Origin of the sequence: Nonomuraea zeae, from assembly GCF_005889725.1 — a bacterium.
Lineage (GTDB): Bacteria > Actinomycetota > Actinomycetes > Streptosporangiales > Streptosporangiaceae > Nonomuraea > Nonomuraea zeae.
In genome coordinates this window covers 1-12,287 of sequence record NZ_VCKX01000338.1, presented here as the reverse complement: position 1 = coordinate 12,287, position 12,287 = coordinate 1, and the positions used below count along the sequence as shown (strand labels likewise).

The 12,287-nt window shown below is 72.4% G+C and carries 16 protein-coding genes and 1 pseudogene; 6 read left to right on the top strand and 11 right to left on the bottom strand.

Annotated features, from left to right (window positions below; all coding sequences use genetic code 11):
- Together ETD85_RS53390 and ETD85_RS53385 are read left to right on the top strand one after the other, a co-directional pair.
- A partial coding sequence (locus tag ETD85_RS53390; protein ID WP_138697526.1) for a zinc-binding dehydrogenase occupies window positions 1-454 on the top strand: 454 nt, incomplete at its 5' end.
- Window positions 455-521: 67 nt separating this feature from the next.
- Complete coding sequence (locus tag ETD85_RS53385; protein ID WP_138697525.1) at window positions 522-1,628, top strand: NAD(P)/FAD-dependent oxidoreductase; 1,107 nt, start codon at window positions 522-524, stop codon at window positions 1,626-1,628.
- Here ETD85_RS53385 and ETD85_RS53380 read toward each other — a convergent pair.
- The 5 genes and pseudogenes from ETD85_RS53380 to ETD85_RS53365 all read right to left on the bottom strand — a co-directional run bounded on the left by ETD85_RS53380 (window position 1,553) and on the right by ETD85_RS53365 (window position 4,911).
- On the bottom strand, window positions 1,553-2,080 hold the full coding sequence (locus ETD85_RS53380; RefSeq protein WP_138697524.1) for a MarR family winged helix-turn-helix transcriptional regulator: 528 nt from the start codon (window positions 2,078-2,080) through the stop codon (window positions 1,553-1,555). The two genes, ETD85_RS53385 and ETD85_RS53380, sit on opposite strands and share 76 nt — an antisense overlap.
- A gap of 92 nt (window positions 2,081-2,172) precedes the next feature.
- Window positions 2,173-2,505, bottom strand: coding sequence for an ATP-binding cassette domain-containing protein (locus ETD85_RS67380; RefSeq protein ID WP_338087254.1), 333 nt, complete (start codon window positions 2,503-2,505; stop codon window positions 2,173-2,175).
- 121 nt (window positions 2,506-2,626) lie between these two features.
- Window positions 2,627-3,004, bottom strand: a pseudogene (locus ETD85_RS67375) (ATP-binding cassette domain-containing protein); the annotation flags it as partial.
- On the bottom strand, window positions 3,001-3,687 hold the full coding sequence (locus ETD85_RS53370) for a FadR/GntR family transcriptional regulator (protein ID WP_138697529.1): 687 nt from the start codon (window positions 3,685-3,687) through the stop codon (window positions 3,001-3,003). The pseudogene ETD85_RS67375 and the gene ETD85_RS53370, both read right to left, overlap by 4 nt.
- A gap of 78 nt (window positions 3,688-3,765) precedes the next feature.
- Window positions 3,766-4,911 (bottom strand): epoxide hydrolase family protein, encoded by a 1,146-nt coding sequence (locus ETD85_RS53365; protein WP_138697523.1) that lies wholly within the window; start codon window positions 4,909-4,911, stop codon window positions 3,766-3,768.
- Window positions 4,912-4,963: 52 nt separating this feature from the next.
- Between ETD85_RS53365 and ETD85_RS53360 the strand changes: the two genes are divergently transcribed.
- Together ETD85_RS53360 and ETD85_RS53355 are read left to right on the top strand one after the other, a co-directional pair.
- Window positions 4,964-5,929 carry a helix-turn-helix transcriptional regulator gene (locus ETD85_RS53360; RefSeq protein WP_138697522.1) on the top strand — a complete coding sequence of 322 codons (966 nt, stop codon included), beginning with the start codon at window positions 4,964-4,966 and terminating at the stop codon, window positions 5,927-5,929.
- Between the two features lie 139 nt (window positions 5,930-6,068).
- The gene (locus ETD85_RS53355) at window positions 6,069-7,535 is read left to right on the top strand and encodes an MFS transporter (protein WP_206059455.1); all 1,467 of its coding nucleotides are present in this window, start codon (window positions 6,069-6,071) and stop codon (window positions 7,533-7,535) included.
- 33 nt (window positions 7,536-7,568) lie between these two features.
- Here ETD85_RS53355 and ETD85_RS53350 read toward each other — a convergent pair whose 3' ends face one another.
- A complete protein-coding gene (locus tag ETD85_RS53350) occupies window positions 7,569-7,943 on the bottom strand; it encodes a winged helix-turn-helix transcriptional regulator (RefSeq protein WP_138697521.1) in 375 nt (124 codons plus the stop codon).
- Window positions 7,944-8,074: 131 nt separating this feature from the next.
- On the opposite strand from ETD85_RS53350, the gene ETD85_RS53345 reads away from it, so the two are divergent.
- Window positions 8,075-8,440, top strand: coding sequence for a DoxX family protein (locus tag ETD85_RS53345; protein ID WP_138697520.1), 366 nt, complete (start codon window positions 8,075-8,077; stop codon window positions 8,438-8,440).
- A gap of 43 nt (window positions 8,441-8,483) precedes the next feature.
- Here ETD85_RS53345 and sigJ read toward each other — a convergent pair whose 3' ends face one another.
- Window positions 8,484-9,398: an RNA polymerase sigma factor SigJ gene (gene sigJ, locus ETD85_RS53340; RefSeq protein ID WP_138697519.1), complete on the bottom strand. Its 915-nt coding sequence runs from the start codon at window positions 9,396-9,398 to the stop codon at window positions 8,484-8,486.
- A 135-nt stretch (window positions 9,399-9,533) separates the two neighbouring features.
- Between sigJ and wrbA the strand changes: the two genes are divergently transcribed.
- A complete protein-coding gene (gene wrbA / locus ETD85_RS53335; protein ID WP_206059454.1) occupies window positions 9,534-10,142 on the top strand; it encodes an NAD(P)H:quinone oxidoreductase in 609 nt (202 codons plus the stop codon).
- 156 nt (window positions 10,143-10,298) lie between these two features.
- On the opposite strand, the gene ETD85_RS53330 is transcribed toward wrbA, so the two are convergent.
- The 4 genes from ETD85_RS53330 to ETD85_RS65190 all read right to left on the bottom strand — a co-directional run bounded on the left by ETD85_RS53330 (window position 10,299) and on the right by ETD85_RS65190 (window position 12,202).
- Entirely contained in the window at window positions 10,299-10,709 is a 411-nt protein-coding gene (locus ETD85_RS53330; protein WP_138697518.1) for a DUF1048 domain-containing protein, read from the bottom strand.
- 2 nt (window positions 10,710-10,711) lie between these two features.
- Window positions 10,712-11,041 (bottom strand): PadR family transcriptional regulator, encoded by a 330-nt coding sequence (locus ETD85_RS53325; RefSeq protein WP_138697517.1) that lies wholly within the window; start codon window positions 11,039-11,041, stop codon window positions 10,712-10,714.
- A gap of 156 nt (window positions 11,042-11,197) precedes the next feature.
- Window positions 11,198-11,605, bottom strand: coding sequence for a hypothetical protein (locus ETD85_RS53320; RefSeq protein WP_138697516.1), 408 nt, complete (start codon window positions 11,603-11,605; stop codon window positions 11,198-11,200).
- 72 nt (window positions 11,606-11,677) lie between these two features.
- Entirely contained in the window at window positions 11,678-12,202 is a 525-nt protein-coding gene (locus ETD85_RS65190) for a hypothetical protein (protein ID WP_206059453.1), read from the bottom strand.
- Window positions 12,203-12,287: the final 85 nt, after the last annotated feature.

Sequence of the window (12,287 nt, the reverse complement as noted above, 5' to 3'; positions counted from 1 at the left end):
GGGCGGGTTCGCCGTCCAGCTCGCCGCGGCCCGCGGCCTGCGCGTCGTCGCCAGCGCGGGGGAGGCCGACGAGGAGCTGGTCCGCGGCTTCGGCGCCGATCACTTCGTCCCCCGGACGGCGCGCCTGGGCGAGGCCGTCCGGGCCCTCGTCCCCGGCGGGGCCGACGCCGCCCTGGACGCCGCGGTGACCGGGAGCGCGGCTCTCGACGCGGTGCGCTCCGGCGGTTCGTTCGCCGCCCTCGTCGCCGGGGGAGCGCCCTTCCCGCTGCGCGGCACCCGCGTGTTCCACCACTGGATCCGCGCCGACGCCGGCGCCCTGGCCGGCCTCGTCACGCTCGCGGAGGCCGGCGCTCTCACGCTCCGCGTCGCCGGGTCCCTTCCGCTCGACGAGGTCGCCCGAGCCCACCGCCGCCTCGCCGGGCCGGTGCGCGGCCGCCTGGTACTCGCTCCCTGACGGGCTTGCAGTTCGGTACACGAACTAATATGGTTCGTGTACCGAACAACATTAGGAGTGAGCCCTCATGAGTCGTACCGTTGCGGTCATCGGCGGTGGTTACGGAGGCGCCGCGGCAGCCAAGGCGCTGGACGCGGACACCGACGTCATCCTCATCGAGCCCAGGGACGCGTTCGTCCAGAACGCCGTCTCCCTTCGCGCGCTGGCCCGTCCGGAGTGGGCCGAGCACCTGTTCTTCCCTTATGACAAGCTGCTGCGGCGTGGCCGGGTGGTCCACGAGCGCGCGGCCCGGGTGGACGCCGGCGGCGTCACCTTGGCCTCCGGCGCCCGCGTTGACGCCGACTACCTGGTGCTGGCGACCGGCTCCGACTATCCCTACCCGTTCAAGACCGGTGCCGACCTGACGCGGCGCGCGCGGGAGCGGCTGCTCGGCACGCACGAGGAGCTCGCGAAAGCGGAGCGGGTGCTGATCACCGGCGCGGGGCCCGTCGGCCTGGAGCTGGCCGGCGAGATCAAGGCCGTCTGGCCGGACAAGCACGTCACCATCGTCGACCCGGCGCAGCGGCTGCTGCCCGGCTTCGAGCCGGCCCTGATCGAGGACCTGCACCGCCAGCTCGACGCGCTCGGCGTGGATCTGCGGCTGGGCACCACGCTCACGACGCAGCCGCCGGCCGAGCCCGGCCTGGCCGGGGGCTTCACCGTGGAGTCGAGTCACGGGCGGATCTCCGCCGACATCTGGTTCCGCGCCCACGGCGTGCGCGTCAAGAGCGACTTTCTCGGCGCGGAACTGGCCGCCGCGCGCACCCCGGCCGGCCACGTACGGGTGACCGAAACGCTGAACGTCGAGGGGTTCGGCAACGTCTACGCCGTCGGCGACCTGACCGACCTGGCCGAGGCCAAGATGGCCGGGAACGCGATGCAGCACGCCGAGACCGTGGCCGCGAACATCATCTCCCAGGTGCGCGGCGAGCGGCCCACGGCCCGCTACGTGCCGTCCCCGCTGCCGTTCGTGCTGCTGCCGCTCGGGCCGGGCGGGGGAGTGGGCCAGGTGCCCTCCGAGAACGGCCCGCTCGTGCTGCCCGCGCAGGCGGTGGCCGACTACAAGGGCGCGGACCTGTTCACCGGGCGGTTCGCCGAGCTGTTCGGCACCGGTGGGCTGTCACCGGCGGCCTGATCCCGCTCGACGAACACCTTCGGCACCTGGTTGTCCTGCACCATCTGGCTGAGCAGGGCGGCGAGCGCGTCGCGCTCACCGCCGCCGAGACCCGCGGGCAGCTCCGCGATCCGCCGGCAGGCCTCGGCGTGGAAGGCCTCGGCCAGCTTGCCGCCCTGCGCGGTCAGCACGACGCGGACGGCCCGCCCGTCGCGCGGGTCGGGCTCCCGCCGCACCAGGCCGCGCTGGGTGGTGCGGTCGACCAGCTCGGTGAGGCTGGACTTCGCCAGCCCCAGCACCGCGCCGAGCCCGCTCATGCCGTACGGCTGCGCCATCAGCACGCAGATCAGCTGCCCCTGCTGCGGGGTCAGCCCGTATTCGCGGGCCGACTCCGCGTAGACGGCATTCACCAGGAACGCCGACCGCACCAATGCGGTGACGATCCCGAGTTGCTCGCCAGCCTCTTCCGCCATTTCGCCAGACTACCACCGGATATCCACATCATTCGGGGCGCGAACTACCGGTCCGGCGCCGCCGCGTACGTGGCCGGCCGACGCGCTCCGCGTCAGCCGATCACGACCGGGATCCGGTCGGCGCGGGCCGTCCAGCGGCCGTCGGGGCTGCGGACGATGCGGACCGGGTGGTCGAAACACGTGCTGACCAGGTCGCTGGTCAGCACGTCGGCCACCGGGCCGCCGGCCAGGCAGAGGCCGTCGCGCAGCAGCATGGCGTGCGTCGTGGTCGCCGGCAGCTCCTCCAGGTGGTGGGTGACCAGGACGGTGGCCAGCGACGGGTGGCGGGCGCGCAGCGCGTCGATGCTGGCGAGCAGCTGCTCGCGGGCCGCCAGGTCGAGCCCGGTCGCCGGCTCGTCGAGCAGCAGCAGCCGGGGCCGCGGCATGAGCGCGCGGGCGATCAGCGCGCGGCCGCGTTCGCCCTGGGAGAGGGTGGGCCAGTGCGGCCTGCGCTCTGGCGCTCATCCCGAGCATGGCGATCAGCTGGTCGGCCTGCTCCTCCTCCTGCGGGCTCGGCGACCAGCGCGGGACGAGCGCCGCGGTGTTGGTCAGACCGGTCAGGACGACCTCGCGGACGCTCAGCCCGCCCTCGGGGGCGTGCCTCGGGTTGATGTGGCCCAGGTACGAGCGCAGCTCGCGGACGTCGACGCGGCCCAGCGTGCGACCGAGCACCTCGACCACGCCGCGGGTGGGGTGGGTGACGGCCCCCAGCAGGCTGAGCAGGGTGCTCTTGCCCGCGCCGTTGGCGCCGAGCAGGGCCCAGTGCTCGCCCGGGCGGACGGTCAGCGAGATGCCCCGCAGCAGGGGACGGCCCGAGCGCACCAGGTCCACGCCGTCCACCCGCAGGACCGGGCCGGTGTCGGCGGGGCGGGAGATCGTCGTCATCCGGCCGCCTCCGTCCTGATCAGCGTGAGCACCGCGTCCAGGTGCTCGACCGTGGCGTCGATCGCCGCCTCGGTGTCGCCGCGCTCCAGGGCGGACAGCAGGTCGGCGTGCGCGTACGACATGTCGGGCACCGCGCTCTCGTGCACCACCAGGTCCACCAGCGCCGGCAGCAGCACCGGCCGCGCCGCGGCGTAGAGGCCGGCGAGCACGGCGTTGCCGGACAGCTCCACCACGGCCTGGTGGAACTCCAGGTCCGCCTCCACGAACGCCTGCGGGTCGCCGCCGATCCGCTCCTGGCGTACGCGCAGCCGTTCCCGCAGATCCTCGACGTCCTCCGGGCGGATGCGCCCCGCGGCCAGCCGGGCCGCCTCCACTTCGAGTGCCCGCCGTACCTCGAAGGCCTCCAGCAGCCGGGCCCGCCGCAGCAGGTCGTGCACGTCCTGCGCCGCTCCGGACGGCACGTCGGCGACGAAGGTGCCCGAGCCGTGCCGTACGACGAGCCAGCCCTCGCGTTCGAGCAGCCGCACCGCCTCCCGGACGGTCGAGCGGCCCACGCCGAGCTCCTCGGCCAGGCGCACCTCGCTGGGCAGCCGCTGGCCGCTCGCCCAGTGCCCCTCCCGGATCCGTGCCCGCAACAAGCTCTCCAACTGCGGCACCACGGGACCATGCCGCAACCTGGACATTCTTTCCGCATTCACCCGGACAACTTATCAGTCCTCAGACGTCTGATGTTTCGAGGTGAGGCGTCCGGGACGCGAGCCTCACCGTAGGGGGCGGAAGAAGGCCCGGATGTCGTCGATCAGCAGGTCGGGTGCCTCCATCGCGGCGAAGTGGCCGCCACGGTCGAACTCCGACCAGTGCGCGACGTTGTGTTCGCGCTCGGCGATCCGCCGGACCCCGGCGTCGCCGGGGAAGACCGCGACGCCATGCGGCAGCGCCGAGTACTCGGCCACCGCCCCCCAGCCCTTCTGACCTTCCTTGTACAGGCGGGCGGCGGAGGCGGCGGTGCCGGTGAACCAGTAGATGCTCACGTCGGTGAGCAGCTGGTCGATGTCCACGGCGTCCTCGGGCAGGTCGCGGGCCGGGTCGGTCCACTCCTTGAACTTCTCCACGATCCACGCCAGCTGCGCGGCGGGCGAGTCGTGCAGCCCGAACGCGAGGGTCTGCGGCCGGGTCGCCTGGATGATCGCGTAGCCGGCCCGGTCCTGGTCCTGGTACTGGCCGAGGCGGGCGAGCTCCGCCGGGGTGAGTCCCTCGAACTCGGCCGGATCGCCGGTCGGGAACCCGAGCGCGCCGTTGACGTGCACGCCGACCACGTTCTGCGGCGCGGCGCGGCCGAGCATCGGCGAGATGACCGAGCCGCTGTCGCCGCCCTGCGCGCCGTATCGCCGGTAGCCGAGCCGGTCCATCAGCACCGCCCACGCCGCCGCGACCCGCTCCAGGTCCCAGCCGGGCTCGGTGGTGGGCCCGGAGAAGCCGAACCCGGGGATCGACGGGGCGACGACGTGGAACGCGTCCGATGGGTCGCCGCCGTGCGCCGCCGGGTCGGTGAGCGGGCCGATGACCTGCGTGAACTCGGCGACCGAGCCCGGCCAGCCGTGCGTGATGATCAGCGGGAGCGCGTCGGGCTCCGGCGAGCGGACGTGCAGGAAGTGGATGTCCTGCCGGTCGATCCGGGTCGTGAACTGCGCGAAGGCGTTCAGCCGGGCTTCGGCGGCCCGCCAGTCGAAACCGGTGCGCCAGTAGTCGGCCAGCTTCTTCGCATAGCCGACGGGGACCCCGTACGACCAGCCCACACCGGGCAGCTCGTCCGGCCAGCGGGTCGCCGCCAGCCGCGCGTGCAGGTCGTCCAGCTGCGCCTGCGGGACATCGATATGGAAAGGGGTGATTCGCGGGTCTTCGTTCATGTCTTTCAGGCTAGGGATCGGCTAGGACAGCTTCAGTCCTAGGATGGCCGTCATGCTGGAAACCTCGGCGCGGTTGCTGCGGCTGCTGTCGCTCCTGCAGACTCCCCGGGACTGGCCGGGCGCCGAGCTGGCCGAACGGCTCGGCGTCTCGCACCGTACGATCCGCCGCGACATCGACCGGCTCCGCGAGCTCGGATACGTCGTGCACGCCACCGCGGGCGCACCCGGCTACCGGCTCGGCGCCGGCGCCGGGCTCCCGCCGCTGCTGCTCGACGACGACGAGGCGGTCGCGGTCGCCATCGGGCTCGGCACCGCCGCCGTCTCCGGCGTGGCGGGCATCGAGGAGACCTCGATCCGCGCCCTGGCCAAGCTCGAACAGGTCCTCCCGCCCCGGCTGCGGCAGCGCGTCGGCAACCTGCGATCGGTGACGGTCCCGCTGGCGCGCCCGGCCGCGGCCGTAAACCCGGCCGTGCTCACCGCCATCGCCGCGGCCGTCCGCGATCGGGAGAGCCTGCGGTTCGACTACCGCTCCCATGACGGCACGGGAGGCCGCCGCGCCGCTGAGCCGTACCGGCTGGTCAACTCGGGCCGCCGCTGGTACCTGCTGGCGTGGGACACCGGCCGGGAGGACTGGCGCACGTTCCGCGTCGACCGGCTGCGCCTGCACACCCCGAACGGGCCACGCTTCACGCCTCGCGAGCCGCCCAGTGCCGACCTGGTCCACTACGTGTCGGAGCGGATCTCCGTAGACCCGTACCGCTACCGCGGCCGGTTCACCGTGCACGCCCCGGCCGAGGTCGTCGCCGGCCGGATGCCGCCGACGATGGCGGTGGTCGAGCCGGCCGGCGACGACGCGTGCGTCCTCAGCACCGGATCGAACTCCCTCGACGAGCTGGCCATGTGGGTCGCGCAGCTCGGCGTCCCGTTCGAGGTGCACGAGCCGCCCGAGCTCATCCGGCACCTCCGCGCGCTGGGCGCCCGCCTCGTCGATGCGGCCGGGCCGCCCACGCCTGCCTGACGAGCCCGCGCCGTCGCGCCCTGGCTGCTCATGGCATTGACGGCGACACTGGTGTGGTGGGCCTCGCGAGCCGGGCATCGGCCGCTGTTTCATCCGATGCCGGACCGCTCCCGGACGGGCCCCTTTGAGATGGGACCGTATGGCGACTGCCTCCGCCGCCGACCCGCCCCGCAGCGGGCTGATCGTGGCCGTGCTGGCATCGGGCGGGATCATGGTCTCGCTGATGCAGACCCTGATCATCCCGTTGATCCCGAGCCTGCCCGCCCTGCTCGGCACCAGCGCGGCCAACGCCTCCTGGGCCATCACCGCCTCCCTGCTGGCCGGCGCCGTGGCGACCCCGGTGGCCGGGCGGCTGGGCGACCTGTACGGCAAGCGGCGCCTGGCCGTCGTGTGCGCCGTCCTGCTCACGGCCGGCTCCCTGGTGTGCGCCCTGTCCAACACGCTCGCGCCCATGGTGATCGGCCGGGCGTTGCAGGGGTTCGGGATCGCGCTCGTCCCGCTGGGGATCAGCATCATGCGCGACGTGCTGCCGCCTCGCCGGCTCGGGTCGGCGATGGCGATGATGAGCTCCTCGATCGGCGTCGGCAGCGCGCTCGGGCTGCCGCTGGCGGCGCTGGTCGCCCAGTACGCCGACTGGCACGTGCTGTTCTGGGCCGCGGCCGCGCTCGGCGCGCTGACGGGCGGCCTCGTGCTCGCGGTGGTGCCGGAGTCGCCGCTGCGCGCCCGCGAGCGCTTCGACGCCCTGGGCGCGCTCGGCCTGTCGGCGGGCCTGGTGCTGCTCCTGCTGCCCGTCTCCAAGGGCGGCGACTGGGGCTGGTCGAGCCCGGTGACGCTCGGCCTGCTCGCCGCCTCGGCGGTCATGCTGCTGCTGTGGGGGGCGTGGGAGCTGCGCAGCGCAGCGCCGCTGGTGGACCTGCGGACCAGCGCCCGGCGCCAGGTGCTGATGACGAATCTCGCATCCGTCGTCGTCGGGTTCGCCATGTTCGTCATGGCGCTCGCGCCGCCCCAGATCCTGCAACTGCCCGAGGCGACCGGATACGGCCTGGGCCAGTCCATGCTCCAGACCGGTCTGTGGCTGGCGCCCGGCGGCCTGGTGATGATGGGGACCTCGCGGGTGGCGGCCCTGCTGTCGGCCCGGCGCGGCCCGAAGGTGTCGCTGCTGGCCGGGACGCTCGTCATCGCCTCCGGCTACGCCGTCGGCCTGGCCCTGACGACCACGCTGGCCGGCCTGCTGATCTTCTCGTGCATCGTCAGCGCCGGGGTCGGCTTCGCGTACGCGGCCATGCCCGCCCTGATCATGGGCGCCGTACCCCGCACCGAGACCGCCGCCGCGAACGGGCTCAACAGCCTGGCCCGCGCCATCGGCACCTCGGCCTCCAGCGCCGTGATCGGGGTGGTGCTGGCCGACATGACCACTCGCTTCGGCCCGGCCGTGATCCCCACGGAGGCGGGCGTCCGCGCCACCCTGCTCATCGGCGGGGGCGCCGCCCTGCTCGCCGCCCTCATCGTGCTGACCATCCCGGGCCGGACGGCCGGGCCGGAGGCATCCCCGGCCGCCAGGTCGCGGTACGGCGAGGCCGATCCCACGGCGAACCTGCCCGGCTGAGCCTCCGCCCCGGCCGCTCCGGGGATCGGGTCGTCAGTGCCGGGTCTGGTACGCCTCCCGGCTGGCCTCGATGTCCGAGACGTGCTCGATGGCCCAGCCGGCCAGGGCCAGCGCGGGTGCGATGAGGCTCTTGCCGGTGGAGGTCAGGGCGTACTCGACCCGGGGCGGGACCTCGGCGTGCACGGTCCGGGAGACCAGGCCGTCGCGTTCGAGGTTCCTGAGCGTCAGGGTCAGCATGCGCTGGGAGATCCCGGGGGTCTGCTGGTGCAGGTCGGTGAAGCGCAGGCTGCCCTGGTCGAGGGTCGCCACGATCAGCAACGTCCACTTGTTGCAGATGCGGTCGAGGATGGTGCGGATCGCCCGCCCGCCGTCTCCTCGGATCATGCAGGTGTGTTCGTACTCCGACATGACAACCCTCTGTGTGTAACGCACATGGATGTGCCTTTTGTAAGGCTTTCAATAGTGACGCATCATGAGGCTACTTACGACTGGTAACCATCGTGGCCGGCGCCACGTATCTGACCCCCGAGGTGTCCTTCATGGAGATTGCCTACTGGATCGTCGCCGGCCTCCTGGCCGTCTTCTACCTCTACGCCGGAGGTAAGAAGATCATCCAGAGCCAGGAGCAGCTCCAGCCGATGATGGGCTGGGTCGACACCATGCCCATGCCGTTCGTCCGCCTGATCGGAGTGCTGGAGGTCCTCGGCGCGGCCGGCCTGATCCTGCCGCCGCTGACCGGGATCGCGTCCTGGCTCGCCATCGCCGCGGCCGTCGGGCTCGTGCTGATCCAGGTGGGAGCCATGGTGGTCCACCTGCGCCGCGACGAGGCCCGGCTGATCGGGCTGAACATCGCCCTCCTGGCCGCCGCCGCGGTGGCCGTCTGGCTCGGCACCGTCTGGCTCTGAGCCGGCGCGGGCTCAGACCGTCTGGCTCTGAGCCGGTGCGGGCTCAGGCCGGCGTCCACGGCCGGAGCTTGTCGGGGTTGAGCACCGTCCAGATGCTCTTGATCCGGTCGCCCGCGAAGTCGAACGCCAGCACCGACACGGTGACGCCGTCCAGCTGGGCCATCAGCCCGGGCTGGCCGTTGACCGCGCACTCCACGACCGTCAGGTTGGGTGCCGCGCCGGCCCGGACGGCGAAGAAGCGCGCGATCTGCTCGGCGCCTTCGATCGGCTGGAGCTCGGCCCTGACGAGGCCGCCGCCGTCGCCGGTCGCCGTGGAGTCAGGGTCGAGGAGGGCGATGAGCGCCTGGAGGTCCTTGGCCGCCCACGCCTGCTTGAAGGCCCTGACGATGCGGGCCTGCTGGGGCGCCGGGGTCGCGGGGGCGTCGGAGGCGCGTACGCGGCGGCGGGCCGAGGAGGCCAGCTGGCGGCAGGCGGCCGGAGTGCGGCCGACGATCTCGGCGACTTCGGTGAAGGAGTAGCGGAAGACGTCGTGCAGGATGAACGCGACCCGCTCGGCCGGGGTCATGGATTCGAGCACGACGAGGAAGGCCATGTTGACCGACTCGTCGAGCGTGATCCGGTCGGCCGGGTCGTCGGGGGTGCCGCCCGAGCCCGCGTCGCTCCACTCCGTACGGTCGGGCAGCGGCTCGGGGATCCACTCGCCCACGTAGCGCTCCCGCCGGGCGCGCGCCGAGCCGAGCAGGTCCAGGCAGATGCGGCTGGCCACCGTCGTCAGCCAGGCGCCGGGGGAGTCGATGGCGTCCTGCTGCCGCCTGGACAGGGCGTACCAGCGGGCGTAGGTCTCCTGGACGACGTCCTCGGCGTCGGCCAGGGAGCCCAGGAGGCGGTAGGCGAGGTTGATCAGCTGGCGCCGCTCGCTCATGATCGCGCTCAGGCCCGGATCGGATCGGGTGGTCATGGTGTCGCCGGCTCCCTTGCTCGTGTCCTTCTCACCCAGTCCGACGAGACATCCCGCCGAAGTGTGAGGTCGCCTGACATTTCGCGGGGTTGCGTCGTCGTACTCCTGAAAAGGACACTGAGGAAGGATCCGATCATGGAACCCGTGAACGTCGCCGTCATTTACTACAGTGCCACAGGCACCGTGCACGCCTTGGCGCAGGCTGCCGCGGAGGGCGCGGAGAAGGCCGGCGCGCACGTGCGGCTGCGCAAGGTCGCCGAGACGGCCCCGCCGGAGGCGATCAGCGCCCGGCCCGAATGGGCGCAGCACCTCCGGGACACCGCCGACGTGGCCGAGGCCGCGCTCGACGACCTGGACTGGGCCGACGCCGTGGTGTTCGGCACGCCCACCCGCTTCGGCAATCCGGCCGGCCCGCTCAGGGCGTTCATCGACACCACCGGTCCGCTGTGGTTCCAAGGCAGGCTCGCGGACAAGGTGTACTCGGCTTTCACCGCCTCCAACACCGCACACGGCGGGCAGGAGTCCACCATCCTGGCGCTGGGGAACACGTTCTACCACTGGGGCGGCATCATCGTGCCGCCCGGCTACACCGACCCCGTCCAGTTCCAGTCCGGCAACCCCTACGGCGCCTCGCACGTGACAGGCGACGGCCCGCCCAGCGACGTTTCCCTGGAAGCGGCCCGCTACCAGGCGCGTCGAGTGGCCGACGTCGCGGCCCTGCTCAAGGCCGGCCGCGCGGCCTGAGCCGGCAAGGGGACCTGGCGCGGCAGCGGCCGCCGTCGAATGCGGGTGTCCGGGAGTGGCCTCACTTCCGGACCACCCGGCCTCAAGCCGGCCGGCGTCGGCGGCACGATCGGCCGCGCGTCTCCCGCCGGATCGCCCGGGCTCGCCGGGTCGTGATCAGGCCGTCCCGTCGTTCGTGGCGTCCTCGCCGGCGGCGCGCGCGATGGCGCTGGTGAGCCGGTCCCGTTCCCGGCGGATGTAGCTCCCCCTGGAGTAGCTCTGGATGAACGCCTCGACGAACTCCACCGGGTCCTCACCGAAGATCTCGCGGATCGGGGTACCGTCCGCCGCGGCGCGCTCGAACAGGTCGGCCAGATCCTCGAACATCGACGCCGCGTCCGGGCCGTCTCCCGGCCCGAAGTGCATCAGGTAGCGCTCCACCGCTTCGACCGCCACCCGGTAGTTCTCCGGAAGCGCTTTGACCCGCGCTTTGTACTGCCGCCAGCGCTTCTTGTCCTCCAGCGGCCCGGTGACCACTTCCAGGTACTGCCGGGCGCGGCTCTTCGGCTCGCTCGACTCTGCGGCCATGGCTACTCACCTCTTTCGCGGAGCGTTTCGAGCCGTTCCGTGAGGAAGCTCCAGGTCCTCCAGAACTCATCGAGGTACTCCCGTCCCTGCGCGTTCAGGGAGTACACCTTGCGCGGCGGCCCCTTCTCGGACGGGACCTTCTCCACGTCCACGAGACCGCGCCGCTCGATCCTGACCAGCAGCGCGTAGATCGTGCCCTCGGCGATGTCGGAAAAGCCCTGATCGCGCAGCCACGCCGTGATCTCGTAGCCGTACGCGGACCGGCCGGACAGGATCGCCAGGACGATGCCCTCCAGCGTTCCCTTGAGCATCTCCGTGATCTGCTTGCCCATGGATCACCCTCTTGCTATTCAGTGTTGCTTACTACCGGTACATAGTAGCACTGAATAGCCGAGGTGCGCACCCGAGCAGGACCACGCCGCGTACACAATGCCGCGCAGGGCGGACTTCCTCAACCGGCGGCTGCCACGGGGTCCGGTGAAGCCGCCTCAGGCGGCGTCAAGGGCTGCGGTGATCTTGTCCATCATGTCGGCCAGGCTGGGGGCGGGCCGGCCCTGGTGGGTGCGGGCGGCCGCCTCGATGGCGACGATGACAGTCTGGCGGAAGTTGTCGGCCTCGGCCGGGGCCTGCTGCTTGAGCAGGCTCATGGCCGCCGTCAGGGCCGGCAGCACGTGATCGGCGAGCGCGGCCACGGACTTGCCGCGCAGATTCACCCCCTTGGGCCACTCGGCGAGCACGTGCCCGACCAGGCCGGTGGCGGAGGCCAGGGCGATGGACCCCTCGGAGGCGGCCCGGTGCGGCCTGCCGGTGGCGTCAGCGGCGGCCATCAGCGAGACGGAGCCCCACGCGGCGGTCCGCAGGATGATCTTGTCCTGGTTGGTGAGGGCGGTGGACATGGTGGAGTGCTCCTTTTCACGAAATGCGGTTGAACGGAGGTGGATCTTGCTGGGCGGCCGGGCCGGCCCTGTCTACCGAGCCGGTCCGGTCTGCCCGCCGCAGAACACCGCCTTGATGAGCCCGTCCAGCATCTTCGGGAAGTCCTGCGCCGGGTTGTTCGCGGCGTCCCCGGTGGTGATCGAGGCGGTCATGGTCTTCTTGCCGTCGGGGCTGCTGTACATCAGCGCCGCGTACCCGTTGACGCTGCCGTTGTGGTTGAGCTTCGCGCTCTGGCCCAGCTCGCGCACCCCGGCGCTGCCGGCCCACTCGCGCCGCTCGTCGTGCACGCGCAGCTGCACTCCGGCGAAGCCGGCATCGACGAACGCCTGGATGGCCTGCTGCAACTCCGGGCGGTCCTGCCCGGCAGCGGCCTTCCGCACGGCGCCGCCGCTCTCGGCGGCGGCCACCGCGGGGGTGGCCGTAGCCGCCAGCAGCGCGGCCGCCAGCGCCGCGACCCCGACTCGCCGTAAGACCTTGCCGCGGACGACCGGGCGCCGATGCCCGGCGAAGATGCGTGCCCCGGTCTCCGCGATCGCCGGCGGGGAGTGGGCTTTCATGGTTCCTCGTCCCTGGTGTCGCGCTCGGGCGAAGGGGTTCGCCTGGCTCTTATACACATCTGACGCTGCCGACGATACCCCCTGT

Excerpts from the sequence above, each read along its gene's own strand:
- wrbA (WP_206059454.1), top strand. The coding sequence starts at position 9,534 with ATGGAACCCGTGAACGTCGCCGTCATTTACTACAGTGCCACAGGCACC.
- ETD85_RS53370 (WP_138697529.1), bottom strand. The coding sequence starts at position 3,687 with ATGTCCAGGTTGCGGCATGGTCCCGTGGTGCCGCAGTTGGAGAGCTTG.
- ETD85_RS65190 (WP_206059453.1), bottom strand. The coding sequence starts at position 12,202 with ATGAAAGCCCACTCCCCGCCGGCGATCGCGGAGACCGGGGCACGCATC.
- ETD85_RS53320 (WP_138697516.1), bottom strand. The coding sequence starts at position 11,605 with ATGTCCACCGCCCTCACCAACCAGGACAAGATCATCCTGCGGACCGCC.
- ETD85_RS53345 (WP_138697520.1), top strand. The coding sequence starts at position 8,075 with ATGGAGATTGCCTACTGGATCGTCGCCGGCCTCCTGGCCGTCTTCTAC.
- ETD85_RS53350 (WP_138697521.1), bottom strand. The coding sequence starts at position 7,943 with ATGTCGGAGTACGAACACACCTGCATGATCCGAGGAGACGGCGGGCGG.
- ETD85_RS53355 (WP_206059455.1), top strand. The coding sequence starts at position 6,069 with ATGGCGACTGCCTCCGCCGCCGACCCGCCCCGCAGCGGGCTGATCGTG.
- ETD85_RS53360 (WP_138697522.1), top strand. The coding sequence starts at position 4,964 with ATGCTGGAAACCTCGGCGCGGTTGCTGCGGCTGCTGTCGCTCCTGCAG.
- ETD85_RS67380 (WP_338087254.1), bottom strand. The coding sequence starts at position 2,505 with ATGCCGCGGCCCCGGCTGCTGCTGCTCGACGAGCCGGCGACCGGGCTC.
- ETD85_RS53325 (WP_138697517.1), bottom strand. The coding sequence starts at position 11,041 with ATGGGCAAGCAGATCACGGAGATGCTCAAGGGAACGCTGGAGGGCATC.
- ETD85_RS53380 (WP_138697524.1), bottom strand. The coding sequence starts at position 2,080 with ATGGCGGAAGAGGCTGGCGAGCAACTCGGGATCGTCACCGCATTGGTG.
- ETD85_RS53365 (WP_138697523.1), bottom strand. The coding sequence starts at position 4,911 with ATGAACGAAGACCCGCGAATCACCCCTTTCCATATCGATGTCCCGCAG.
- ETD85_RS53385 (WP_138697525.1), top strand. The coding sequence starts at position 522 with ATGAGTCGTACCGTTGCGGTCATCGGCGGTGGTTACGGAGGCGCCGCG.
- sigJ (WP_138697519.1), bottom strand. The coding sequence starts at position 9,398 with ATGACCACCCGATCCGATCCGGGCCTGAGCGCGATCATGAGCGAGCGG.
- ETD85_RS53330 (WP_138697518.1), bottom strand. The coding sequence starts at position 10,709 with ATGGCCGCAGAGTCGAGCGAGCCGAAGAGCCGCGCCCGGCAGTACCTG.